This window comes from Acinetobacter uliginosus, assembly GCF_044130295.1.
Classification (GTDB): domain Bacteria; phylum Pseudomonadota; class Gammaproteobacteria; order Pseudomonadales; family Moraxellaceae; genus Acinetobacter.
The window spans coordinates 1-24754 of the sequence record NZ_JBIQOC010000018.1 but is presented as its reverse complement, the minus strand read 5'-3'; the positions used below and the strand labels follow the sequence as shown (position 1 = coordinate 24754).

Below are 24754 nucleotides of genomic sequence, written 5' to 3'. Positions count from 1 at the left end.
TATTTAATCCTCTCCTAACCTCTCCTTTAAAAAAGGAGAGGGACTCCGCGAAAAGATAGGGGTTTTCCCCCTTTGAAAAAGGGGGAGTCAGAGGGGGATTCTAGAGATTGAAATTACAGGTTTTTATAGAAATGAAAATTAGCGAAAATTGGTTACGCACCTGGGTCAACCCAGCAATTGACAGCGATACCTTATCTGACCAACTCACCATGCTCGGTTTGGAAGTGGATGAACTGGCGCCAGCGGCAAAACCATTTACGGGTGTGGTTGTGGGTGAAGTACTCACTGTAGAACAGCATCCGGATGCAGACCGTTTACGTGTGACTACAGTCAACATCGGTTCAGGTGAGCCTTTACAGATTGTCTGCGGTGCACCGAATGTACGTGCAGGCATGAAAGCACCTGTAGCCACCATTGGTGCAGTTTTACCGGGTGATTTCAAAATCAAGAAAGGCAAACTGCGTGGTATCGAATCACAAGGCATGCTGTGTGGTGCTTCTGAAATTGATCTTGAAGATAAAATTGATGGTCTGTTAGAGCTTCCAGGCGACGCACCTGTTGGTGTCAACATCCGTGAATATCTGGATCTGGACGATCACGTGATTGACATCAGTATTACGCCAAACCGTGGTGACTGTTTCAGTATTCGCGGTATCGCACGTGAAATTGGTGTCATTAACCAGCTTGCTGTGACTGCACCTGAAATCACAGAAGTGGCTGCAAGCATTACTGACGAGAAAAAAGTCGTTGTGGAAACTGCAGGCTGCCCACGCTATTTAGGTCGTGTCATCAAAAACGTCAATACCAAAGCCCCTACACCGGAATGGATGGAGCGTGCGCTTGCCCGTTCAGGTATCCGTCAGCACAGCATTTTGGTCGATATTACCAACTATGTACTGATTGAACTGGGTCAGCCACTGCATGCTTTTGATGGCGGAAAAGTTCAAGGTTCAGTGCATGTACGTCAAGCCACTGCTGCTGAAAAACTGGTTCTACTCAATGAACAGGAAGTTGAGCTATCTGATGACGTGATGGTGATTGCTGATGATGAAAAGGCATTGGCGATTGCGGGCATCATGGGCGGCCTGTCTTCATCTGTGACTGATGAAACCACGGAAATCTTCCTGGAATCTGCTTTCTTCGCGCCTTTACATATTGCGGGCCGTGCGCGTAGCTTTGGTTTACATACCGATGCATCTCAGCGCTATGAACGTGGTGTGGATTTTGAATTGCCGCTTATTGCCATGCACCGCGCATCACAGCTGATTGCTGATCTTGCTGGTGGTGAGTTTGGTCCAATTACTGTTGCAGAAAAAACGGAGCTTTTACCAAAACGTGAAGCGATTGAGCTGAATCAAGCTCAAGTGGATCAGTTATTGGGTTACAAAGTTGAATCTGACTTTATTACCGATGCACTGCAACGCTTAGGTTGTGTGGTGACTGTAAAAGCACAAGGTGAGTGGACTGTAGTTCCTCCATCACATCGCTATGACATGGCAATCTATCAAGACCTGATTGAAGAAGTTGCCCGTATTCACGGTTATGACAATATTAAAATCAGCCTGCCTGTGATTGACGTGAAACTTGCCAAACATCAAGATCAGTTTGAAGTGGCTCAACTTCGTCAAACCCTGGTGACTTTAGGATATCAGGAAGCGATCAGTTTCAGCTTCGCTGATGCCAAACTTGAAAAACAGCTGAATCCTGCGGTAAATCCGTTGATGTTGGCCAACCCAATCTCAAGTGAATTGGCAGCAATGCGTTCTACACTGTTGTCCAGCCTGATTCCATGCGTGCAATACAATATCAACCGTCAGCAAAACCGTGTGCGTTTCTTTGAGTTAGGACTACGTTTTGATTATCAAAATGCGCAAAGCATTCATGATCTTAAACAGATTCCGACTTTGGCTTTAATTGCAGTGGGTGCCAAAACAGCTGAATCTTGGCATGGCAAAGCTCAGCCAATGGATTTCTTTGACTTAAAAGGTGAAGTTGAGGAAATTTTGGCGGCAGGACGGGTTAAAGTTGAATATGTTCGTTCAGAGCGTAGCTGGTTACATCCTGGACAGTCGGCTGAAATTTTAGTAGATGGTCAGTCTGTGGGTTATCTCGGTCGTTTACATCCTTCTTTGGAAGATGAACTCGACTTGGGCATGACTTGGGTTGCCGAACTTGATCAAAAGGCTGTTTTGCAAACTTATGTATCTAATTTTACAGAATTATCACGTTTTCCATCGGTAAGACGTGATATTGCGCTTTTAATTAATGATAAGATTAATGTTAGCGAAATTCAGGGACTTATCGAAAAAACAGGTGGGGAGCTGCTAGACTCGACATGGTTATTCGATGTGTATACTGGACAAGGAGTAGAAGAAGGGAAACGCTCACTGGCATTTGCCCTTCTGTGGCAGCATCCAAGCCGTACATTGGAAGATGCTGAAATTAAATCAGGTATGGATAATATCCTTCAAGTGTTGGAAAACACTTACCAAGCGACATTGAGGGCTTCATGACAGCACTAACAAAAGCAGAAATGGCTGATCATTTAAGTGAGCTCACGAGTTTAAACCGTCGTGAAGCTAAACAAATGGTCGAATTGTTCTTCGATGAGATTAGCCAGGCGCTAATCTCGGGTGAACAGGTTAAACTTTCGGGTTTCGGTAACTTTGAGTTGCGTGACAAGCGTGAACGTCCAGGCCGTAACCCGAAAACCGGCGAGGAAATTCCAATTTCAGCACGCCGTGTAGTCACATTCCGCGCAGGACAGAAATTCCGTCAGCGCGTAGGAAATGAGCAGATCGATTGATCTGCTTTTTTTTGTTTTAAGTTTTTTTAAAGGATTCTGGTTTTCTATCTAGAATAGGAAAGGAAGCGTATTGTTTGAAAAATTAGATATTTTTATTCAATATGATTTGATTGACCTTTATTTCAGTCATAAAAAAAGAGAGCCAATGGCTCTCTTTTTTCACTGAATAATCGTAAAGATTATTGAGCAGCAGAAGCAGCAGCTTCAGAAGCAGCTGGAGCAGCGTCAACAGCAGAAGCAGCAGCTTCAGTAGCAGAAGCAGCTTCAACAGTAGCAGCAGAAGCAGCAGCAGTAGCTTCAGATGCAGCTACAACAGCTTCAGATGCAGCAGCATCAGCAGCAGGAGCTTCTTCAGTTTTTTTAGCACAACCAACGAAAGCTAAAGTAGTAGCAACTGCAGCAGCAATAGCGATTTTTTTGAATAACATGGCATCACTCTCTAAAATATGAGATTAAAAAAAACCTATGTTAGCCTGTTGAGTGCTTTTATTCTTCCTAAAATCTGTTAGGCAGTAACAATGCAGAGGCAGTCTAACTGGTCTGCGAATATGCTATCACTGCGCATTTTGAATTGCTACTAGGGGGCTAGTAAAAAATGCAAAAAAAGATAAAAAATGAGCGTTTTTTTAACAGAAAATAACAATCAATCGGAGAGTTTATATTGGATAAATACTAAATAACTCGCTAAAAATTATGGTTTTTTAAAGTTAATATTTTTAACAGGTATGAAATTTTCCCTTAAGTTTACAAAGAAAAGACTTGATTGTAGCTTTATGTAAATAAAGTCAACCAAATAAAAAGGCTATCGTTAGAGATAGCCTTTTATAGAAAAAAAGAATAATGCTGTGTTTAGTTGGTCGCTTTACGCTTCATTTGATCGAAGAAATCATCATTGGTTTTGGTTTCTTTCATACGATCCAGCAAGAATTCCATGGCAGCCAGTTCATCTTGAGTATGCAACAATTTACGCAAAATCCATACTTTACGTAAGTTGTCTTCAGACATCAGGCGTTCTTCACGGCGAGTACCGGATTTTTTGATATTCATTGCAGGGAATACACGTTTTTCGGCAATGCGGCGATCAAGCGTAATTTCCTGGTTACCGGTTCCTTTGAATTCTTCGTAAATCACTTCATCCATTTTACTACCGGTTTCAATCAGGGCAGTAGAGATGATGGTCAATGAGCCGCCTTCTTCAATGTTACGTGCAGCACCGAAGAAACGTTTTGGGCGCTCTAAGGCATGCGCATCCACACCACCAGTCAACACCTTGCCTGAAGAAGGGATGACAGTGTTATAGGCACGCGCTAAACGAGTAATCGAGTCCAGTAGAATTACCACATCTTTCTTGTGTTCTACCAGACGTTTTGCTTTTTCAATGACCATTTCAGCCACTTGTACGTGACGTGCTGGGGATTCATCAAAAGTTGAAGCAATCACTTCACCACGAACGGTACGTTCCATTTCGGTTACTTCTTCAGGACGTTCGTCAATCAGCAGCACGATCAGGAAACATTCAGGATTGTTACGGACAATCGACTGTGCGATGTTTTGTAACAACATGGTTTTACCCGCTTTTGGTGGCGCAACGATAATAGAACGTTGGCCTTTACCAATCGGGGCCACCAAGTCCACTACACGTGCAGTCAAATCTTCAGTCGTACCGTTACCCAGTTCCATCACCAATTGTTCAGTCGGGAACAATGGGGTCAAGTTTTCAAACAGGATTTTGTTGCGCGAGTTTTCAGGCGTGTCGTAGTTAATTTGATTAACTTTTAAAAGCGCAAAATAGCGTTCGCCTTCTTTGGGTGGGCGAATTGTGCCAGTAATGGTATCACCGGTGCGTAAGTTGAAACGGCGAATTTGCGATGGGCTGACATAAATGTCATCTGGGCCTGCAAGATAAGAGCCCGCTGCTGAGCGGAGGAAACCAAAACCATCAGACAGAATTTCCAGAACACCATCACCAAAAATCTCTTCGCCATTCATTGCATGGCGTTTTAAGATGGCAAAAATGATGTCTTGCTTGCGGTTACGAGCCATTCCTTCCAGGCCCATAAACTCGGCAATTTTGATGAGTTCGCCAATCGGTTTTTTCTTGAGTTCAGTTAAATTCATAGGGGGTCAGATAGAATTAAAATTCTGGGATAGAGATGAGAAAAGGGAGCAACATTCAGCCGCTTACACGCAATAAACGTAACGCAATTGTATTTGCACAATAACAATCCAGAGGTCTGATTCATTGTTTCGAAGAGAAAAGTGTAAAAACAATTTCTGTTGCCGAGCGGCGATCTTATGTGTTGTGTCTTGTAAGAAAATGACGGATTAGAAATCCTTTATTCCTTGAACAAGCAATATAAGAGCTAATCAAGTTTTTGTCAATTTATAGACGAAAAAAATACGCTATCTGGTGATAGCGCATTGGATTCAATTACACTGTTTTTAAATTAGATATTTTCTTCAATAAAAGCAGTTAATTTAGATTTTGGCGCAGCACCGACTTGTTGAGCGACAACTTCACCATTTTTAAACATCAATAGTGCAGGAATGTTGCGGATATTGTAGTTTACGGCAGTCGCTTCACAAGCAGTTACGTCAACTTTAACAACTTTTACTTTGCCTTCGAATTCTGTAGATAATACTTCAAGTACAGGTGCAATAGCTTTACAAGGTGCACACCAGCCTGCCCAGAAATCGACAAGTACAGGAATGTCAGATTGTAAAACGTCAGCTTCGAAGTTCGCATCAGTTGTGTTTACGATATTGCCAGACATGGAATGCTCCAAATAAATTTTAAGTTAGTTCTATAACTATAAGTATTACATAGCCTCGTTTAACTATGTAGAGGGATATGTAAATTTTCAATCATTATATTGAGTTTGTCTAATTGATGCTCACGATATTGATTATCGTGTCCTACAATTGTTTAAGCGATTAAAAAAATTAAAAACTGCTTCAGTTGAACTGATAAATGGCTTTTAAATTGCATGCATGTGAATTACTCTAAGCACAATTCTTATAGGTTTGTTTGAATAATGTCTGATTTTTTGATTGATGAAGAGTTACTTGCTGCCATCGATATGGGGTCGAACAGCTTTCACTTGGCGATTGCACGTGTAGATCATGGCGAAGTAAAAAAAGTGGCTTCAATGTCAGAAAAAGTACAATTGGCCGCGGGTTTAGATGAAAACAAAAATTTGACTGAGGCGGCACAGCAACGAGGTCTAGCCTGTCTGGCACGTTTTGTCGGGCGTTTAAGTTCTGTACAGGCCAACCGGTTGCGTATTGTCGCCACCAATGCTTTACGTCAGGCCAAGAATGGTCATGAATTTATTCAAAAAGCAGCAGAGATTTTACCTAAACCGATCGAAATTATTGCCGGTCGTGAAGAAGCTCGTCTGATTTATTTAGGTGTATCGCATACCATGGCCAATAGTGGCCGCCGCCTGGTGATTGACATTGGTGGTGGATCAACTGAACTGATTATCGGCGAGGCATTCGAGCCGATCCATACTGAATCTGTACAAATGGGATGTGTGGCCTTCACCAAAGCCTATTTTATGGAGGGTGAGATCAATCAGAAAGTTTTTGATAAGGCGGTGACCGCTGCCCGTAAGGAAATTTCAGGCATTGCCAATACCTATAAAGCCGCCGGTTGGGATACTGTGGTGGGTTCAAGCGGAACAATTAAAGCTTGTCGTCAGATTACCGTGAATATGGGCTGGAGCAATGAAAAAGAAGAGCTCACCCGTGAAGGTCTGGAAAAACTCAAAGACAAGCTGCTCAAATACAAGCACGTGACCGAAATGGAATTTGATGGCCTGAAAGAAGACCGCCGAGCAGTTTTGCCAGCAGGGATTGCCATTTTATATGCGGTATTTGATGTGCTGGGGCTGGACAAACTGGTTTATTCAGATGGTGCGTTACGTGAAGGTGTCATGTATGACCTGCTTGGTCGTTTCCAGCATGAAGACGTTCGCGACCGTTCTGTGCATGCTTTAATGGGACGCTATAACGCAGATAGCAAACAGGCTGAGCGTGTAGTCAATACGGCACAGCAATTGTTTAATGGCGTTGCACAATCATTAAATTTAACTAATGATGACAGTGACTTACTGCGTCGTGCTGCATATTTGCATGAGATTGGCCTGGCGATTAGTCACAGTGGTTACCATCGCCATGGGGCTTATTTATTGCAGCATTCGGATATTCCGGGTTTCTCGCAAATTGACCAAAACCATTTGTCACATTTGGTCGCTCATCACCGTCGTAAACTTCGTGGCGATGCACGGGTTGATGTTGCTAAGGTCGGTGGTAGCAAACTTGTGTACTTATGTCTATTGCTGCGTTTAGCAGTTTTACTGAATCATAGTCGTAGTGATGAGATGCTTCCTGCCATTGAATTAAGTATCATCAATGAGCAACAATGGCAGCTCAGCGTTTCTGGCGATGCCAAACAATGGCCTTTGCTTGTAGCAGACTTGCATGATGAACAGATGCAGTTTAAGCATTGGGATATTGAATTGAATATTCAGTCGGAACAATTTATCTATTAACAAGTGATTGGTTAACAAGGTATTGTTAATTTAGGGATAATGGTCGACCTATGAAAAATAAAGCTGCTCAATCTAAAGCATGGACAACGGTTCAAATTGCGCGTCATCCAGAACGTCCGCAATTCCTGGATTATGTTGGTGAAATCTTCACTGAATTCGATGCTTTACATGGAGATCGGGTATTTGGTGATGATGGTGCGATGATCGGTGGCTTGGCACGTTTTAATGGTCAGCCAGTGATGATTGTTGGGCAACATCGTGGTCGCAGCACTCGTGAAAAATTGCAACACAACTTCGGTATGAGTAATCCCGAAGGTTACCGTAAAGCACAGCGTTTACTCGACATGGCTGAACGTTTTAAACTGCCAGTATTCACTTTTATCGATACCATGGGTGCATATCCTGGGGTCGGTGCGGAAGAACGTGGTCAGGCAGAAGCGATTGCCACTAGCCTTGCACAGCTTTCAAGCCTGAAAGTTCCGGTAGTTGCGACCGTTTTAGGTGAAGGCGGTTCAGGTGGCGCACTCGGTATTGGTGTGGCGGATCGCGTGGTGATGTTGTCTCACAGTATCTATTCGGTGATTTCTCCTGAAGGTTGTGCATCCATTTTATGGAAAACAGCAGAGAAAGCGGAACAAGCCAGCGAAGCCTTGGCATTAACTGCAGAGAAATTAAAACAACTTGGTATTGTTGAATATGTGGTGGATGAAGGTGAAGGCGCACATTTGCAGCCTGAAAAAGTGATGCAAGATCTTAAAGATGTGTTACAACAGGCTTTAGAAGAATTGCAATCGATGGATGCGAATGAGAGATGCGAAGCACGTTACCAGCGCTTAATGAAGTTTGGCAGCGACAATTCCGGTCTGGCATCTTAAAACAAATCCAGTGCTTTTCTCCTGAAAGCACTTTCTTGATTGGATGTAGTGGCGGCATGGATTCCATGCTGCTATTGCGTTTAATGTCTGATTTATTTCCTGAAAAAATCCGTGCGATCTATGTCGATCACCAGTTGCAAAAAAATAGTGCAGACTGGGGGGAATTTGTATCTGATCAATGTGCAGCGCTGAATGTACCGTGTATTGTTGAAGCCGTTGAAGTGCAAGATGGCAACCTGGAACATCAGGCACGTAACGCGCGTTATCAAGCTTATTCAAAACATTTAAAAGCCAATGATATCTTGGTCTTGGCGCATCATCAGCAAGATCAGGCCGAAACCTTGATGCTACGCTTGCTTTCGGGTGCCGGCGTACATGGTTTATCCGCCATGAAGCAGGTCGATGTACGAAAGCAATTCACCATTTGGCGACCACTGCTCGATATTTCCCGTGAGCAGATTTGCCAATGGGTAATTCAGCTGGGTGTGCAAAATATTGAAGATCCCACCAATTTAGATACCTATTACGATCGGGCTTGGTGCCGTCATGAATTGTGGCCGCTGTTGCAACAACGTTATCCGAAAATGCAGCAGGCTTTAAGCCGAACCAGCTATCTGATGCAGGATGCAGAAGACATTTTACTGGACGTATTACAGCAGGATTTAAACCATTGCGGATCGGCCACTGAACTGGATTTAGAAAAGTTATCCCAATTATCAAGTGCACGGCAAAGGCAATTGCTCTCTGTCTGGATGAAAGGGCAGGATGTCTATCGTCCGAGTTTTGAAATGGTGCAACGCTTGTTGCTTGAAGTGATTGGATCCAAATCTGATGCACAGGCCGCATTGCACTGGAATCAATATTATTATGTGCGTTATCAGCAAAAACTTTTCCGCTTAAGTGCAGCAGAATATCTGGCTGGAAAAAGTCAATCGAATAGTTCCGAACAAACCATCTGCCTAGCGTTAGGGCAAAAGATAGAAATGCTTTCAGGAAATTATCTTGCTGAAACTGCAAAAGTAGGCCTGTCAGCAGCATTGCTGGGTCAAAAACTGGATTTAGTGATGCGCCAAGGCGGCGAAAAAATTCATTTGTATGGACGAGTGGGGGCTTGGCCGTTAAAAAAAGCCATTCAGGAAGCACAAATTTTTCCCTGGCAGCGTTATAGAATTCAAATATTAAGCATAGATAATGTTATGCTTGGTGTTTTTACACCAAAAGGGTTTTGGTTAGCCCAATCTGAATATTGTGAAATCGGTGGATGGCAACCAAATTTGATCTCTTAGTTAAAAAATTCTAAGTCGAGTATGAATCCATGAGTGCAGCTTTAAATTGTAATATTAGTTTTATTGGTGGCGGTAATATGGCCCAAGCCTTGATTGGCGGGCTGATTTCGCGTGGCTTGCCGCCAACACGTATTACAGTTTCTGATCCGGTCGAAAAAGTCCGTCTTTTATTAACAGAAAAAGATGTACATGTGACAGATGACAATATTGCTGCCATTCGTGATGCTGATATCGTACTTTTTGCAGTGAAGCCGCAAGTACTGGCCAGCGTATTAAAACCGCTTAAAGGTTTGTTTGAAGGCAAACTGGTGATGTCGATTGTGGCTGGGGCTGAAATCGCGACTATTGCCAACCTGCTAGAAACCAATCGAATTGTTCGTGTTATGCCCAATACTCCTGCTTTGGTACAAACTGGAGCACATGGCCTGTATGCAACGGAAGCTGTGAATGCACAGGATCGTGAATTGGCCAGTCAGGTTTTGGCTGCAACCGGTTTAACCATTTGGGTCAATTCAGAAGCACAAATTGATGCTGTAACGGCAGTATCTGGCTCTGGTCCGGCTTATTTCTTCTATATGATGGAAAGCATGATTCGTGCAGGCAAAAACCTGGGTCTGGATGAAAAAGTGGCGACTGCATTGACGTTGCAAACAGCATTGGGTGCCGCACAAATGGCGATTACCAGTTCAAACACTCCGGCTGAATTGCGTAAAAACGTGACTTCTCCAAATGGTACAACTCAAGCTGCACTGGAAGTATTCGATCGTGCGCACATTTCTCAAAATATTCAGGCCGCTTTGGCTGCCGCGCAAAAGCGCAGTCAAGAACTTGCTCAAGAGCTAAGTGAAAGTAGCAAATAACTCGTTTTTATTTAGGAAAGTTCCAGTATGGGTGCAAATTCTGCGCTGATTTTTGGCATTATTATTAACGTAGCGATTTTGCTCGTATTCTTTCGTTTTCTGATGCAGCTTGCAGCGGTGAATGCTTATAATCCTGTCGTCATGTCTACTGTGAAAGCGACAAAAATCGTCGATCTGTTTGGGCGTATCTTTCCCACCTTGGCAAAAGGTCGTGTCAATTCGGCAGCCTTGGCTTTGGTGGTGCTTTTATATTTACTCAAGATTTTTGGGGTAATGTACCTTTCAGGTGCTATGCCGAACAGTCCGGTACATCTGGTGATTTTGACCTTTGTCACCATGATTCAGGATCTGATCCGCTTCTGTCGTTACCTGATTTTTGCAACGATTATTTTAAGCTGGGTGGTGATGTTTACTCAATCTCGCTCACCGTATATTGAAGTCATTCAAGAGCTGGCAGAACCATTGTTGGCTCCGTTCCGCCGTATTTTGCCGAATATGGGTATGATTGACCTGTCGCCAATTGTTGCCTTCTTGGCATTGTATATTGCCGAAATTATTATGAATGAAGTGGCGATTGTACTTCTGACTGGGCTATAACATTCAGGTAGTAAAAAAGGACTCTCTTTGAGTCCTTTTTTTATTGTGAAATAAAATAATTTTAAATCAGGATATTAGTGGATGAATAGCGAACTTGAACCTCAATTTATGCTTATTGATCATGAAGCTGATGCATATTTGGCAACGATAAAAATCGCAAGAGAATCATTGGATATTTTTAAAGAAAATTTAGAAAAAGTATCTGAAGGTGATTTTGCATGCGTCAAATTTTATATTCCAGTTAGCCTTGATTCCGAAGAGGGTGCGAATATCTGGCTGATGACGCCATTTTTTGAAGATCACTTTTGCTTTGCACGTCCTTTTGAATTGCCAGAAGAATTTAGATGGATTCAGATTGGACAGTGGCTGAAATTCAGTGAGTTTGATCTTTTGGATTGGTATATTTTAAAGCAGAATGGGGAAATGATAGGAGGATATTCATTACGCCATCAGCGTTCCAAGCTTTCTGCAGAACAGCAGGTAGAGTTTGATCAGCGTGTAGGAGTAACCCGATTTATTGATTTATAATCTTTTTCTATGATGATATAAAATATATTCGATTGAATAAAAAGGATTTTTTACGATATATCGTTTATGTAGTTTAAATGGAAAAGTTCTTCAAGTTGATTAAAGAACTTCTCTCTTTTGGATTAAAAATACATTTTGAGGAGGTTCATCATCTATAAAGATGAAAAATGAATCTCCCCTAACCCCTCTTTATAAAAGAGGGGAAATGTCTGGATTAATGCGCCTCATCCCAGTTCATGCCTTTACCCACTTCGACAATCAGCGGTACTGAAAGCTGAATCACCGATTGCATCACTTCAGCCAGTTTCGGTGCCAGTTCATCGGCAATGTCGGCATCGACTTCAAACACCAATTCATCGTGTACTTGTAACAGCATTTTAGCTTGATCTTTAGGCAGCATTTTATCCACTTCAATCATGGCTATTTTAATGATGTCAGCAGCGCTTCCTTGTAGCGGGGCATTGATGGCCGCACGTTCGGCACCTTTACGTACCATCATGTTACGGGCATCAATATCCGGCGTATATAAACGGCGACCTAGAATGGTTTCGACAAAACCTTGTTCCAAAGCCACCTGACGCGTACGTTGCATGTACTCATAAATGCCCGGATAACGATGGAAATATTGCTTGATATAGTTTTGCGATTCTTCACGGGTAAAGCCCAATTGACGAATCAGACCAAATTCGGACATGCCATATAAGAGACCAAAGTTAACGGCTTTGGCCTGGCGACGCTGGTCATTGGTGACATCTTCCAGTGCAATACCCAGAACTTCGGCAGCAGTACGGCGGTGTACATCCTGACCATGCTTAAAAGCATCAACCAAAGCTTCATCTTGGGAAAGATGCGCCATTAAACGCAGTTCAATCTGTGAATAATCGGCAGCCAGTAAAACCCTGCCTTCAGGTGCAATAAAGGCCTTACGGATTTGACGGCCAATTTCTTCACGTACCGGAATGTTTTGCAGGTTTGGATCAGTCGATGATAAACGACCCGTTGCCGTTAAAGCCTGATGGTAGCTGGTATGCACACGCCTGCTGTCATTGTTGGCCTGTTTTTGCAAGCCATCGGTATAGGTGCTTTTCAGTTTGGAAAGACCACGGTATTGCAAAATTAAATCGGTAATCGGATGGTCGATTTTTTCCAGAATACTTTCACTGGTGCTGTATTGACCGGTCGAGGTTTTCTTGCCACCTTTCAGTCCGAGTTTATCAAACAGGATTTCACCGACCTGTTTCGGCGAGCTGACATTAAACGGCTGACCGGCCAATTCGATAATCTGGTTTTCCAAGTCCTGAATGGTATTGGAGAAATCGACACTCAACTGATCTAAAAATTTCAGGTCCAGCTCGATGCCGTTTTCTTCCATAATGGTCAGCACACGCGCTACCGGCATTTCAATATTGTGCAAAATATTGTTCAGCTCAGGAATGGCCTGCAATTTTTTCGACAATACCTCGTATAGACGATAGGTGACATGGGCATCTTCCGCCGCATAATGCGCTGCTGTTTCAATGTCGATCTGGTTAAAGGTCTTCTGTTTAACACCTTTGCCGGCAATTTGTTCAAAGGTGGTGGTCAAATGACTCAAATACACACGAGCAACATCATCCATGCCATGACGGGTCGCCACAGAATTTAAAACATAGGATGCCAGCATGGTATCGAAATACCAGCCTTGCAGTTCAATGCCGTGATTTTGCAGGATGTGGGCATCATATTTTAAATGATGGCCAATTTTTTCAACCGATGCATCTTCTAAAATCGGTTTGATTTGCGCCAGAATAGTTTCACGATTCAGCTGTTCCGGTGCCCCTTCATAGTCGTGGGTCAGCGGAATGTAATAGGCATCGTTGGCATCAAAAGCCAGTGAAAAGCCAACCATTTCCGCTACGCGATAATCCAGACTGGTGGTTTCGGTGTCAAAGGCAAAGCGTTTTTCAGTGCTTAAACGCTGGAACAGTTTGTCCCAGTCCGCTTGAGTTAAAATGGTGTGATAATTGGCTTTGCCTAGTTGATCATCCACACTGGTCAGCTCTGCCTCATCTTCAGTATTGATGACAGCAGTGGTATTGATCTCAGTTTCAATACTCTTGGCCGCCTGTTTATAAACTGAATTGTTTGGATTATTCGGATGATCGAGGGATTGTAACTGGTTACGGAACTCAAGTTCGGTATACAGACGGCGCAGTTCTTCAACATTCGGATCGCCAAGTTTTAGATCTTCATAACAAAGACCCATATCCAGGTCACAGACAATACTGGCCAGCTGATGATCCAGGGTAATGCCTTCAACATTATCTTTAATACTTTGACCGACTTTGCCTTTAATTTTATCGACATTTTCCAGAATGCCGCCAATGGAGCCGTATTCGGTCAACAGTTTGGCCGCGGTTTTTGCACCGACACCCGGTACGCCACGGATGCCATCCGACGCATCACCCATCAGGGTTAAATAATCGATAATCTGATTTGGCCATACGCCAAATTTTTCAAAGACAGCATTCACATCCATCGGCTTGTCTTTAAAGCTGTCTTCCAGAGTCACTTTGTCAGTGACCAGCTGCGCCATGTCTTTATCACCAGTCGAGATCAGCACCTGATAACCTTTGGCTTCTGCGCGTTTAGCCAAGGTCCCGATCACATCATCTGCTTCGGCGCCGGGAAGGGTGTGTAAAGGAATGCCCAAAGCACGAATCAGGTTATGAAGATAGGGAATCTGCTGCGACAGTTCATCCGGCATGCTTGGACGGTCACCTTTATAAATGGGTGATAGGACATGACGGAACGTCGGCTCAGGCGTATCAAAAATCACCGCCATATGCGTCGGTTGAATACGACGCATTAACTTTTGAATGGCAGAAATGGCACCACGAATTGCGTTAGTCTGTAAACCAGTCGAAGTGGTTAGTGGTGGCAGTGCATGATATGCACGAAATAAAAAATATGAGCCATCGACCAAAACAAATGGTGGCATTGAAGGATTCCTAATTCAAATATCGGCCTTATTGTACGTGATTTTGCCCATGAACATAGATACATCATTCAAGATGCGTGTTACCGAATATCTGATGAATGCTTAAAAATCAAGGTCACAGCTATTGTATGATCAAGTTAATCAGGATTGAGATAAAGAAAAAATGAGGAAAGGACAGGGCGAAATCCGGATGATTTGGCTGATGGTACTGATTATTGTCGGGGTGGGGGCCTGGTTTTTGGATGTACGCATCTTCACCTATTTATGTGGCTTGGCTTTTGTCATGAGCGTGATGCAATATGTCGATGTGATCCAGTCCCCGGCAGCACAAATTGCTGTAGAAACAAATATTTCAGTACAGGAAAACTCTAAAGTTCCTTTATATCTTTGTTCAATTATTGCCATTGTCGGTGGTATTCTGGATTGGGAGTTTGCCGTAGGATTGGGTATCACAGCGTGGATTTTTTTCTTTTTAAGATGGTTACGCCGTTTAGAAGGTTTATTGAACCAGATTCAAACGCAATTGCAGCACACTCAAACGCTGGCTTCTCCGGTTGTTGAAAATCGACCGTCTCAATTTCTTGACTCTCAGCCTGCATCATCGTCATCGGAATTGATTGAACAGTTAAAGCAGTGGATTTTTCAAGGTAATCCAGTTTTAAAAGTAGCCATCTTGGTGCTGGTCATTGGCATCATCTTGTTGCTACGTTTTGCCACCGAACATTGGCAACTCAGTTTGGCGATGAAACTGGCGATTGTTGCAGGCGTCAGTGGCGCTGTAACGGCCCTCGGTTACTGGATGCAGAGTAAAAACCGCAGTTTTGCACTGGCCTTGGAAGGCTTAGGCTTAGCCGCATTATTCCTGACGCTATTTTTTGCCTATTACAATGCGGTGATTCCGACGCTCGCCATCGCTGGACTGTGTTTTGCTCTCATCATGGGCGTGACCCTGATTCTCAGCTTAAAACAGCAATCCATTGAACTGGCGTTGATGGCGATGATCATTGCCTATATTGCACCGTTTACCCTGCCGGTTCGCAACGCGACCGCGATTGAACTGATTACTTATTATGTGGTGATCAATCTGGCCGTTGCGATCTTAAGTACCTTACGCCCTTGGAAAATGCTGAATCAAATCGCATTTTTAATGACAGTGATTGTTGGCGGTGGTTACGCTTTTTATCGTGGAGAGGAATCTGAACGAAATGCTTTAACCTTATTGGTTGCGGTGCATACGGCAATTTTTGTCTGGCTGAGTTTTCGTTTTAGCCAGCTACTGGCCAAAGAAGATCTGGCACAGTTCAAACTGAAACCTGCTTTGGATATCGCCCTGATTTTTGGTGCGCCTCTGGTCGGTTATATTTTTATTTATTTGATGCATTTTGAAGAAACGCGCTGGCAGGCCGGAGCGAGTCTAGCCTTTGCTGCCGTGTATGCAGGTTTTTATCAACTTTCAAAACGCCATCAGGCGGTGCAACTGATTTCACAAAGTTATTTCAGTTTAATGCTGATTTTCCTGGCCCTGATTCCCCCCATTCTGTTGTATAAACAGTGGAGTGTGATCGGCTGGGCGGTGGAAGGACTGATCATTTTTATTTATGCCTTGTATCGCCAGTCAGAGATCAGTCGCTATCTGGCCATGGGGCTGATGATTGTTGCTGGCTTGTCCAGTTTGTATTATCTGGTAGAGCTGAATGATTTTCCCCGTGAAATGTATTGGGGCTTATGCCTGAGCTATTTTGCTGTGGTTGTGGTGGCGAATAGTCGAGAATCTTTTAGAAATCAATTAAGCAGTTCTACCATTGCCTTTCACTGTTTGCAGATGCTGTCTGCAACCACGATGTTGATTGTATTGTTGCTGGATGAAATTGACGGCCCTCAACAGCAGGTGATGAGTCTGTTGATTGTCAGTGGCTTCTATCTGCTGATCAATGAGTTGATGCTGCGTTGCAAAGCCACTTGGACCTGGCTATTTCCGAAATGGCTGGGGCTGATTCCGGTCTTTGTTTTTGCCCTGATTATTGTGATTGATCAAAGTCAGCAGGGCATGATTATTTGGCCGACCATGTTTGACCGTCTGAGTTTTGCACTTTCCGGATTGATGTTGACTGCATTGTGGCTGCGCCCGATGTTGGGTGTGCGAACTGAAAAAGAGTGGGTCAGTTTTGGCACCTTGACCAGTCTGGCCATGACCAGCTTAACCCTGCTTCCGAGTATGCCTTATATCAGTATCGTAATTTTACCTTTGCTGTTCTGCGCCTGGTGTTATTGGCAACTGGATAATCCAGATTGGAAAATGTTCTGGCAAGCCCGCAGCAGTTTGGTGCTGATGGCAACCTGGATTGTCTGTTCGCAACTTTTTACCCAGCAAGCCTTTCAGGCTTATATCTTGCCGATCATCAATCCTTTTGATCTGGTCAGTATTGCCATGTTGGCGTGTTTTATCTGGATGCTGTCTTTGCAGGTTAAATCGGGGCTGGATAAAGGTATTGTCGCGGTGCTGATGGTGCTGATGGTGCTGAGCTTGCTCTGGCTTAGCAGTTATATTGTGCTGCGTGCATTACATATTTATTTAGGTACGCCATTTAATGAGCTGGCTTTGTGGGGCAATGCGACCGTTCAACTGAGTCTGACTTTGCTGTGGGTCAGTTTAGCCTTTATGACCATGAGCTTGGCTAGCCGTAAACAGTTACGCTCTGTGTGGATTTTAGGCGGCAGTATTTTAGTGATTGTCACCTTGAAATTGGTGCTGTTTGACCTTTCACATATCGGCACTTTAACCCGGGTGATCTCATTCCTGGGTTCAGGTTTTGTGATGTTGCTGATTGCTTATATTGCACCGATTCCTGAACATCATCTGAATGAAAAATCCCCCTAAATACCCCTTTGATAAAGGGGGACTAAATCTGAATTATTTTTAATTGATTTCTCCCTCCTTTTTTAAAGGAGGGATGGGGAGGATTAAATGATTAAAAGAATTATTTTAACCCCGCCTCACGCTTTACTTCTTTGGTATTGGCATACTGATCAATATCTTCCTCATTTAAAGGCTGAACAGTTGTGGGACGATCAACAAAGCCCATTTTCGGTACAGGAATTTCAATCTGATTGTCCAGAAAACCGTTACGGATGCGTTCCTGCATTTCATCACGAACTTTCAGGAAGTTTTCACGGTTACACCAGATGGCGAATAACAGCTCAATCGAGGATTCACGGAAGGCAGTCACGGTTACGGCCGGTTTTGGATCGGCTAACACGAGCGGGTATTTATTGGCAACATCCAGCAATACTTCCCGAACTTTAATGATGTCCTCATGAAAGTTAATGGCTAAAGTGATGGGAATACGCCGAATCGGGAATTTGGACAGGTTATAGACGGGAGCACGAATCAGCTGTTCGTTTGGTACGCGTACATAGACATTGTCCTGAGTCAGCAGTTTTACCGAAAGCAGGTCAATTGAAATCACTTCACCTTCAATGGTATGTCCGCGAATCAGGGTCATTTGTACCGTATCCCCAATCTCAAAAGAGCCTTCCCCAATCAGGAATAAACCACTGATGAGGTTGGATGCAGAGGTTTGTGAAGCAAAACCCAGCGCCACAGTTAAAATACCGGCTGCACCTAAAAACACGCTCAGTTTAAAACCGGCTTCTTTCAGGCTGGCCATCACAAAAATCAGGAAGATGAAATAAAAAATACCACGGCGCCAAACCAGACTTTGATGGGCATTAAAGCGTGAGCCAACAGTGCGGATAAAGGTGTTGGATACAAAACGTGCAATTAAAAAACCAATAAGACACAGTACGACGGCAACGATAATTTCAGTCAGGCGTTCTGTGTTGATATTGGTAAAAATACTTTTGAGGCTGCTGGTAATTTCTTTTGGGATATTCGAATCTGCCATATTGCCGCCCTAGAAAAATGAATCAAACATGTTGAATAAAGCACTTGCCTGTTCACGTGGTGGATGGACATACATTACTTCACCCGCATGAGGAGGGGTACGGTTTTCAATTCGAATTCGTGGCGGTTTATCCAACCCTTCATGCAAAACTTTAATCTGTGACGTCCATAAGCGTCCGGTACTTTCACTGTAGAACAGGGGAAGTGCAGAAACCGGCACATTCATCCGGTCAAAGCGTAACTGCTGATGGCTGGTATTATGAAATTCAATTGGAGTCACCGCGCGAAAGGCACGTGGCTTGAGCTGATGCAGTTCAGTACGGCCATCGACCGCGGTGGCATAACAAATTTCACCGATACGATGATTGGGCCCGAACCAGGTATCTTTGGGCAGAATCACCGGAATATCAAACAGCGGGTCTTTTTGGCTTTCGACAAAGCCTGCAATCCATAACGGGGTGCTGATATACAGCGTACCGCGCTGTCCTGCCGGAATATAAATCGGATCGACCGGTTTAATCACCACGGAACGATCGGCCAGACGCGGCATCAGCTGTAATTTATTGTGAGTGGACTTGAACATATAACGTTCAACTTTCAGCGGTTGCGGAAAAGCAAAATTCGGATCTTCAATCGCATGCCACTTCTGTTCATAGTCGTACTGCACCTGTGGACGATGATATTCCATGCGCCATTCTTGCAGACCACGAGTCAGACGAAATAACAGTGAACCAAACTGCCAGGCCTTAGGCTGATTCAATTCAAAGCTTTGTTCGCCCCACCATTTGATTAAATTGGGCTGCTCTGCATCTATCAGTTCATCGTTTTTAGACAACGGCATATTTCCTTTATAGCTTAATCATTAAAAACAGACTTCACGCTGTCTTATGCTTAGAGTACACTCAAATCAATTTATTCATCATTATAAACTTTGATGCAAGTACTTAAACAATTACAAATACCATATAGTTTTGCCAAGCGTCATGGCGTATTGCTGCGTTACGAGGGCAATCAGGCTTTTATTGTACGCCGTGAAAATACGCCCTTGCTGGCGATACAGGAAGCACGTCGCTATTTGGGGCATCCGGCACAGCACCAGTTGTGTTCTGAGCAGGAATTTCATCAGTTACTCAGTTCCAGTTTTGCTGGTGATACCGGAGAATCGCAGCAAGTGGCAGCCGGTCTGGAAGATCATCCTGATTTACTCAGTTTGGCAGATTCGGTGCCAGAAGCTGAAGACTTGATGGATCAGGAAGATGATGCTCCGATTGTACGTTTGATCAATGCCTTGCTGTCTGAAGCTATCCGCGTGGGGGCTTCCGATATTCATATTGAATCCTTTGAAAAAAAACTGTCGGTACGCTTACGCGTCGATGGGCAGTTGCGTGAAATTGTGCAGCCACGCCGCGAACTGGCACCATTATTGGTGTCACGGATTAAAGTCATGGCCAAACTGGATATTGCTGAAAAGCGTATTCCACAAGATGGCCGTATGTCTTTAAGACTGGCTGGACGTGAAGTGGATGTGCGGGTTTCGACGCTGCCTTCATCACATGGTGAACGGGTGGTCATGCGTTTACTGGACAAGCAGGCCGGACGTCTGAATATGACCCATCTGGGTTTAATGCAACCGGATTATGAACGCTTAACCCATCTGGTACATCGTCCACACGGCATTATTCTGGTGACTGGACCAACCGGTTCGGGTAAAACCACCACCTTATATGCAGCCTTGTCTGACCTGAATGATGGCTCAAAAAATATTCTGACGGCTGAAGATCCAATTGAATATCAACTGGAAGGTATCGGACAAACTCAGGTCAACAGTAAAGTAGACATGACCTTTGCCCGTGCTTTAAAAGCCATGCTGCGTCAGGACCCGGATGTGGTGATGGTCGGGGAAATCCGTGATCTGGAAACCGCCGAAATTGCCGTGCAAGCATCCTTAACTGGTCACTTGGTTTTATCGACATTACATACCAATACCGCAATTGGTGCAGTCACCCGTTTAAAAGATATGGGCATCGAACCGTTCTTGCTGGCCAGCTCCCTAATTGGAGTGATTGCCCAGCGTTTGGTTCGAACCTTATGTTCACGCTGTGCCACATGGCATGATGCAGATGCGTTTGAAACCGAAATTTTCAGGCATTTGGATGTTGGAGCTGAACTGAAGTTACCGAAACCGAAAGGTTGTGATCACTGTTCGCATAGCGGTTTTATGGGACGTACAGCGATTTATGAAATTGTCCCTGTGGATGAGCCGATGCGCCGTCTGATTCATGGCAATGCTGCGGAATATGAGCTGGAAAGTTATGCGCGTAAACAGTCCGGTTCAATCCGCGATGATGGTTTATGTAAAGTACTGGCAGGAAAAACCACTTTGGAGGAAGTACTGCGTGTGACCAATGAAGCTGCCGAATAAGTGGGATCATGACTGATCATCTGTAATGGTAAAAACTATCTGTAAAGCTTTGTGGCACTGTACTTAAAATTAAAAAGGTTGATCGTATTTGTTGATCAACCTTTTTTATGGGTATTAAAAAATCTAAGTTTAGAATTGCAGCAAACGACGGTGCTGCATCAAAGGCATTGACTCACGGATTTTGGTTTGTTCGGCTAAATCAAACGGTACGGTAATTAGTTGAGTGCCTTCATTCTCTACTATTGCCAACAACTGCCCGCGTGAGTTAGCAGCGCCTGCATGCCCCCAAGTTTGGCGTTTTTCACCATGCCAGCCTTGTTGAGCTGCACCTAAAACCTGGCATTGGCTGTCTATCGCACGGGCTTGTAGCAGTAATTGCCAGTGCATTTGGCCGGTAGTGTAGGTAAAGGCTGATGGTGCGGTAAGTATGTTTGCACCTTGACTGCGTAAGGTTAAAGCCAGTTCTGGAAAACGCAAGTCATAACACACCATTAAGCCAATATTACCAAACGGGGTTTTGGCAATCACTACATCAGTACCCGGTTCAAAGAATCGAGATTCCTGATAGCCACCCACAACATCACCCACTTGTACATCAAACAGGTGAATCTTGTCATAACGTGCTTCAGTCCCTTCAGGACTAATACATAAACTGACGGTACGTACACGGCCATCACTAATGATGGAACCATCTGGGCGGAATGGGCAGGGAAGTGTTCCTGCTACAATCCAGATTTGATATTGATGTGCCAGTTTTTCCAGACGCTGCTGTAGGTTTTCGAACTGCGCTGCAGTCTCGCGTTGTTTTCCTGCGGCAAAACAGACAAAGTTTTCCGGGAAAACAATCAGCTCGGCCCCATCTGCTTTACTTTGTTGTATCAATGACTCGATCACGATGAAATTCGCTTCAATATCATCTTGGGAATTCATTTGTACAACAGAGAGTAAAGTCATGGTGTGAGCTCTAAATCATCATTTTTATACGTTTTGTTGAGAGACCTGTTCTAGGCTCTCTTGTTCTTTTTGTAATTGTTTCACCAAAGGCTCAAACATGTTCTGGTTACTGTCATTTAACTTCATCAAGGTTTTATGCGCATCTAAAACAGTGGTTAACATGGCATTATGGGTAATGTGCTCTTCAATTAACTCGCGGGTACAAACTTTCGGGTCACCGCAGTAATTTAAAATCACAAAAACCTGTCCCAGGCCCATGCTATTGGCCAAGGTGGTAATATCAGGATTGGTAGATAACATGACGGCCTGAATTTGATGGGTTTGCTTCAGCTTTAAACCCAGCTTGGCAAGGACACCCAAAACCGTACTGTCAATAAATGTAGTTTGGGTTAAATCTACGATTGCCCCAACGACATTTGATTGCTGTTCAAGTTTACTAAGAAGTTTGTCTAGACTGATACAAGATTGAGCACGCACTTCGCCAATAAGCTTAAAAATATGCGTTCCATTCAAGCTTGCATATTCAACATGACCTGTTGACATATAAATGCCATTTGCAGAGAAGGATATTAAAATTATCACATAGGGCCACTATAGACTCAAGTAGCCAACAGTCGTATATTGCTTAGTTGAAAGTTAACGTATTGATTATGTGATTAATTCATTCGGCGTAAACTTAAGATGGCAATATCGTCTGCCACATGTTCCGGGGCCTGGAATGATTGATTTTGCAAATGAAAGACTAATTTTTCAAATTGTTCATTGAGTCCGCCATCAAATGGTTCAAGTGCACCATCTGAACAAATAATAAACCGGGCATGACGATTCAGTACGCATTCAAACTCTTCAACTTCCAGGTCTTCAGTGAGTCCCAAAGGGAAACTGCTGGTATTTAAAATTTTAGGCGGCTGATTGGGTTCAAAGATAATGGCGGGAGGATAATGCCCGGCACTTGACCAACGCAGTTGATGCGTTTCCAGGTTTAAAATTCCGGCAATCATGGTGATGTGCTTTTCAATATTTTCTTGCACCAGCATGCCATTGAGTTTTTTAACCAATTCACGTGGTGTTTTAGAGCGCCCGTGAAAAGCCGCCATCCAGGAGGTGAGTAGACTGCTGGTCACGCCATGTCCGGAAACATCCGCCAGATAGAACATGATCTCTTTATCGCTGATTTTCCAGTAATCATACCAGTCACCAGACAGATAGGCAGAAGGTTGAAACAGGGTTTCAACTTTATAGTTCATCAATTCTATAGGGTTGGGGAGTAAGCGTTTTTGTAATTCTGCGGCTGAAGGGAGGTCGCGACTATCCTGATTGCGCTTGTACTGAGCATCAATTTTCAGTAAGGAATCTTCCGGATCACGTGGCAGCTTGTTCCAGATCCAGCCGGCTAAAGCCCCAAGCTCCCAGGCTTGGGCTAAAGCTGTACCTTCATTTTCAAACGCCAGCACAATCGTGGGAAGTGACCACTGATGGATAAGATAGTCCTGTACATCAGCAATTGCCAGGATGGTTGGGTCATACAAATCAATATCGTCTATGTGAATCATTTGCACACCGGGAAGTGCGCTGAGTACCTGATCTAAATAAGGAATATTGCGAGTCGGTTGAATGAAATACATAAAGAAATTGTATGATCCTTAAATTGATAACATCGAGAGCTGTACTATAACAATCTAATGATCAGCAAAGGAAGATGCTGTGCTGATCATATTACTATTAAATAAATGCGACTTGTGTGGTGTTTGCATAATCTTCAGAGGTTTCATCACTGGATTGATCAGGATTGTCCTGTTGATCCTGATCTTGAGAGCTGTCTTGGTCATCTTCAATGAACAGGGTTTCAGGTTCCAGTCCTTTCTTTTCGGCAATCGAGAAGTTTTTACGCTGTAAATAAATATCGCGAATTGCAGAATATTTGTCACCTTGCAACACATCTTCAATATCTAAAAGTTGCGAACGTGCATCAATACCGCGTAGCACTTGCTCACTCCAGTACAGTCCTTCACGATCTTCTAAAAGATACTTTTGGGGACGGGCCTGACCATCGACAACCAGCCCCACACTATCACGGAAGGTACTTGGACCAAACACAGGCAACACCAGATAAGGACCGGAAGGAATGCCGTAATAACCCAGTGTCGTGCCAAAGTTTTCCTCTTCGGCAGATAAACCGATACGACGAGCAGGATCAGCAAAGCCCAAGGTGGTGAGGGTATTAATGGTAAAGCGTCCTAAAGATTCTGCGGCACGCAGCGGACGACCTTGAATCAGCTGGTTTACCACATTCCATGGTTCGCCTAAATTTTTACGAAACTGGCGATAAGAGCCACGCACTTCAGTCGGTACTTTTTCCTTATATTGAATGGCGAGAGGGCGGGCAACATTGCGATCCAATACCTCATTAAAAGCAAATATCTGTCTATTTAAGGGCTGTAATGGATCTTTCTGGTTTTCAGGTTGAGTTGCACTTGCATCCACTTTCAAATCTTTGGCTTTAATGTTTTTTAATTCTTTCAATACTTCAAGTCTGGAGTTGGTATGTTGAGCAGATTGAGTTTGTGCTGTAGCAGATTCTAGCTCTGAAGTATTCTGTGCTTCAGAAGGAGCAACTAAATCCTGCGCAAATACAGGAGAAATTAACCCTAAAGATAAAAAGCTAGCCCAAATATAATGAAAGTGACGCATAAAAAATCCTAGAGCTCTATTAAGCTGGTACTTAAAGCAAAATACGTAATTGAATATATTAACAGGTCTTTGAACAGGCGTATTAAAACAAATTTGATCAAAATATGTAGGAAAAAATACTAAAATGGCTGAAAAATGTCCTTATGGCGTGGAAAGTTAAAAAAAGGGTGTTGCATTGAGGGTGAAATGCTGTAGAATGCACATCCATCGGCGGTGATGAAGATTAAAACTTCTGATAAAACAGCAACTTAGCACGAAGTGTTAAGATTGGGTTTTAGAAAGAAAGTTTAAAATA

Annotated in this window: 20 protein-coding genes; 10 read left to right on the top strand and 10 right to left on the bottom strand. The window is 43.6% G+C overall.

Features of this window, described 5'->3' with window-relative positions; genetic code table 11:
- The first annotated feature begins 131 nt into the window (after positions 1-131).
- Positions 132-2513 carry a phenylalanine--tRNA ligase subunit beta gene (gene pheT / locus ACE01T_RS05770; protein ID WP_395518907.1) on the top strand — a complete coding sequence of 794 codons (2382 nt, stop codon included), beginning with the start codon at positions 132-134 and terminating at the stop codon, positions 2511-2513.
- Positions 2510-2806, top strand: coding sequence for an integration host factor subunit alpha (locus tag ACE01T_RS05765; protein ID WP_086197465.1), 297 nt, complete (start codon positions 2510-2512; stop codon positions 2804-2806). Before pheT ends, ACE01T_RS05765 begins: the two co-directional genes overlap by 4 nt.
- A gap of 179 nt (positions 2807-2985) precedes the next feature.
- On the opposite strand, the gene ACE01T_RS05760 is transcribed toward ACE01T_RS05765, so the two are convergent.
- The 3 genes from ACE01T_RS05760 to trxA all read right to left on the bottom strand — a co-directional run bounded on the left by ACE01T_RS05760 (position 2986) and on the right by trxA (position 5580).
- Positions 2986-3234 (bottom strand): hypothetical protein, encoded by a 249-nt coding sequence (locus tag ACE01T_RS05760; protein ID WP_395518906.1) that lies wholly within the window; start codon positions 3232-3234, stop codon positions 2986-2988.
- Between the two features lie 421 nt (positions 3235-3655).
- Entirely contained in the window at positions 3656-4924 is a 1269-nt protein-coding gene (rho, locus tag ACE01T_RS05755; RefSeq protein WP_005007569.1) for a transcription termination factor Rho, read from the bottom strand.
- Between the two features lie 329 nt (positions 4925-5253).
- Complete coding sequence (gene trxA / locus ACE01T_RS05750) at positions 5254-5580, bottom strand: thioredoxin (protein WP_092820879.1); 327 nt, start codon at positions 5578-5580, stop codon at positions 5254-5256.
- A gap of 261 nt (positions 5581-5841) precedes the next feature.
- Here trxA and ppx point away from each other — a divergent pair, with 261 nt between their 5' ends.
- From ppx to ACE01T_RS05720, 6 genes are all read left to right on the top strand, one after another.
- Complete coding sequence (ppx, locus tag ACE01T_RS05745) at positions 5842-7362, top strand: exopolyphosphatase (protein ID WP_395518905.1); 1521 nt, start codon at positions 5842-5844, stop codon at positions 7360-7362.
- A 50-nt stretch (positions 7363-7412) separates the two neighbouring features.
- On the top strand, positions 7413-8237 hold the full coding sequence (locus tag ACE01T_RS05740; RefSeq protein ID WP_086197461.1) for an acetyl-CoA carboxylase carboxyltransferase subunit alpha: 825 nt from the start codon (positions 7413-7415) through the stop codon (positions 8235-8237).
- Positions 8174-9523 (top strand): tRNA lysidine(34) synthetase TilS, encoded by a 1350-nt coding sequence (tilS, locus tag ACE01T_RS05735; protein WP_395518904.1) that lies wholly within the window; start codon positions 8174-8176, stop codon positions 9521-9523. Before ACE01T_RS05740 ends, tilS begins: the two co-directional genes overlap by 64 nt.
- A 29-nt stretch (positions 9524-9552) precedes the next feature.
- A complete protein-coding gene (gene proC / locus ACE01T_RS05730; RefSeq protein WP_180174721.1) occupies positions 9553-10383 on the top strand; it encodes a pyrroline-5-carboxylate reductase in 831 nt (276 codons plus the stop codon).
- A gap of 27 nt (positions 10384-10410) precedes the next feature.
- The gene (locus ACE01T_RS05725) at positions 10411-10980 is read left to right on the top strand and encodes a YggT family protein (RefSeq protein WP_086197458.1); all 570 of its coding nucleotides are present in this window, start codon (positions 10411-10413) and stop codon (positions 10978-10980) included.
- 81 nt (positions 10981-11061) lie between these two features.
- Positions 11062-11508: a DUF2314 domain-containing protein gene (locus ACE01T_RS05720; protein WP_395518903.1), complete on the top strand. Its 447-nt coding sequence runs from the start codon at positions 11062-11064 to the stop codon at positions 11506-11508.
- A 214-nt stretch (positions 11509-11722) separates the two neighbouring features.
- Here the strand turns inward: ACE01T_RS05720 and polA are convergent, their stop codons facing one another.
- Entirely contained in the window at positions 11723-14488 is a 2766-nt protein-coding gene (gene polA / locus ACE01T_RS05715) for a DNA polymerase I (protein ID WP_180044345.1), read from the bottom strand.
- A gap of 163 nt (positions 14489-14651) precedes the next feature.
- Between polA and ACE01T_RS05710 the strand changes: the two genes are divergently transcribed.
- The gene (locus ACE01T_RS05710; RefSeq protein WP_180174719.1) at positions 14652-17366 is read left to right on the top strand and encodes a DUF2339 domain-containing protein; all 2715 of its coding nucleotides are present in this window, start codon (positions 14652-14654) and stop codon (positions 17364-17366) included.
- 100 nt (positions 17367-17466) lie between these two features.
- Here ACE01T_RS05710 and ACE01T_RS05705 read toward each other — a convergent pair whose 3' ends face one another.
- The gene (locus ACE01T_RS05705) at positions 17467-18393 is read right to left on the bottom strand and encodes a mechanosensitive ion channel family protein (RefSeq protein ID WP_395518902.1); all 927 of its coding nucleotides are present in this window, start codon (positions 18391-18393) and stop codon (positions 17467-17469) included.
- Positions 18394-18402: 9 nt separating this feature from the next.
- Positions 18403-19233: a DUF432 domain-containing protein gene (locus tag ACE01T_RS05700; protein WP_086197453.1), complete on the bottom strand. Its 831-nt coding sequence runs from the start codon at positions 19231-19233 to the stop codon at positions 18403-18405.
- A gap of 93 nt (positions 19234-19326) precedes the next feature.
- Between ACE01T_RS05700 and gspE the strand changes: the two genes are divergently transcribed.
- Positions 19327-20814, top strand: coding sequence for a type II secretion system ATPase GspE (gspE, locus tag ACE01T_RS05695; protein ID WP_180174717.1), 1488 nt, complete (start codon positions 19327-19329; stop codon positions 20812-20814).
- A 129-nt stretch (positions 20815-20943) separates the two neighbouring features.
- Here gspE and ACE01T_RS05690 read toward each other — a convergent pair whose 3' ends face one another.
- The 4 genes from ACE01T_RS05690 to ACE01T_RS05675 all read right to left on the bottom strand — a co-directional run bounded on the left by ACE01T_RS05690 (position 20944) and on the right by ACE01T_RS05675 (position 24459).
- Positions 20944-21768: a carbon-nitrogen hydrolase family protein gene (locus tag ACE01T_RS05690; RefSeq protein WP_395518901.1), complete on the bottom strand. Its 825-nt coding sequence runs from the start codon at positions 21766-21768 to the stop codon at positions 20944-20946.
- A gap of 24 nt (positions 21769-21792) precedes the next feature.
- Positions 21793-22311, bottom strand: coding sequence for an anti-anti-sigma factor GigB (gigB, locus tag ACE01T_RS05685; RefSeq protein ID WP_131274982.1), 519 nt, complete (start codon positions 22309-22311; stop codon positions 21793-21795).
- A 113-nt stretch (positions 22312-22424) separates the two neighbouring features.
- Positions 22425-23393: an RsbU family protein phosphatase GigA gene (gene gigA, locus ACE01T_RS05680; RefSeq protein WP_131274980.1), complete on the bottom strand. Its 969-nt coding sequence runs from the start codon at positions 23391-23393 to the stop codon at positions 22425-22427.
- Between the two features lie 97 nt (positions 23394-23490).
- A complete protein-coding gene (locus tag ACE01T_RS05675; protein ID WP_395518900.1) occupies positions 23491-24459 on the bottom strand; it encodes an MlaA family lipoprotein in 969 nt (322 codons plus the stop codon).
- Positions 24460-24754 lie beyond the last annotated feature (295 nt).

Coding starts and splice junctions, on each gene's coding strand:
- pheT (WP_395518907.1), top strand. CDS start 132: ATGAAAATTAGCGAAAATTGGTTACGCACCTGGGTCAACCCAGCAATT.
- ACE01T_RS05765 (WP_086197465.1), top strand. CDS start 2,510: ATGACAGCACTAACAAAAGCAGAAATGGCTGATCATTTAAGTGAGCTC.
- ACE01T_RS05760 (WP_395518906.1), bottom strand. CDS start 3,234: ATGTTATTCAAAAAAATCGCTATTGCTGCTGCAGTTGCTACTACTTTA.
- rho (WP_005007569.1), bottom strand. CDS start 4,924: ATGAATTTAACTGAACTCAAGAAAAAACCGATTGGCGAACTCATCAAA.
- trxA (WP_092820879.1), bottom strand. CDS start 5,580: ATGTCTGGCAATATCGTAAACACAACTGATGCGAACTTCGAAGCTGAC.
- ppx (WP_395518905.1), top strand. CDS start 5,842: ATGTCTGATTTTTTGATTGATGAAGAGTTACTTGCTGCCATCGATATG.
- ACE01T_RS05740 (WP_086197461.1), top strand. CDS start 7,413: ATGAAAAATAAAGCTGCTCAATCTAAAGCATGGACAACGGTTCAAATT.
- tilS (WP_395518904.1), top strand. CDS start 8,174: ATGCGAAGCACGTTACCAGCGCTTAATGAAGTTTGGCAGCGACAATTC.
- proC (WP_180174721.1), top strand. CDS start 9,553: ATGAGTGCAGCTTTAAATTGTAATATTAGTTTTATTGGTGGCGGTAAT.
- ACE01T_RS05725 (WP_086197458.1), top strand. CDS start 10,411: ATGGGTGCAAATTCTGCGCTGATTTTTGGCATTATTATTAACGTAGCG.
- ACE01T_RS05720 (WP_395518903.1), top strand. CDS start 11,062: ATGAATAGCGAACTTGAACCTCAATTTATGCTTATTGATCATGAAGCT.
- polA (WP_180044345.1), bottom strand. CDS start 14,488: ATGCCACCATTTGTTTTGGTCGATGGCTCATATTTTTTATTTCGTGCA.
- ACE01T_RS05710 (WP_180174719.1), top strand. CDS start 14,652: ATGAGGAAAGGACAGGGCGAAATCCGGATGATTTGGCTGATGGTACTG.
- ACE01T_RS05705 (WP_395518902.1), bottom strand. CDS start 18,393: ATGGCAGATTCGAATATCCCAAAAGAAATTACCAGCAGCCTCAAAAGT.
- ACE01T_RS05700 (WP_086197453.1), bottom strand. CDS start 19,233: ATGCCGTTGTCTAAAAACGATGAACTGATAGATGCAGAGCAGCCCAAT.
- gspE (WP_180174717.1), top strand. CDS start 19,327: ATGCAAGTACTTAAACAATTACAAATACCATATAGTTTTGCCAAGCGT.
- ACE01T_RS05690 (WP_395518901.1), bottom strand. CDS start 21,768: ATGACTTTACTCTCTGTTGTACAAATGAATTCCCAAGATGATATTGAA.
- gigB (WP_131274982.1), bottom strand. CDS start 22,311: ATGTCAACAGGTCATGTTGAATATGCAAGCTTGAATGGAACGCATATT.
- gigA (WP_131274980.1), bottom strand. CDS start 23,393: ATGTATTTCATTCAACCGACTCGCAATATTCCTTATTTAGATCAGGTA.
- ACE01T_RS05675 (WP_395518900.1), bottom strand. CDS start 24,459: ATGCGTCACTTTCATTATATTTGGGCTAGCTTTTTATCTTTAGGGTTA.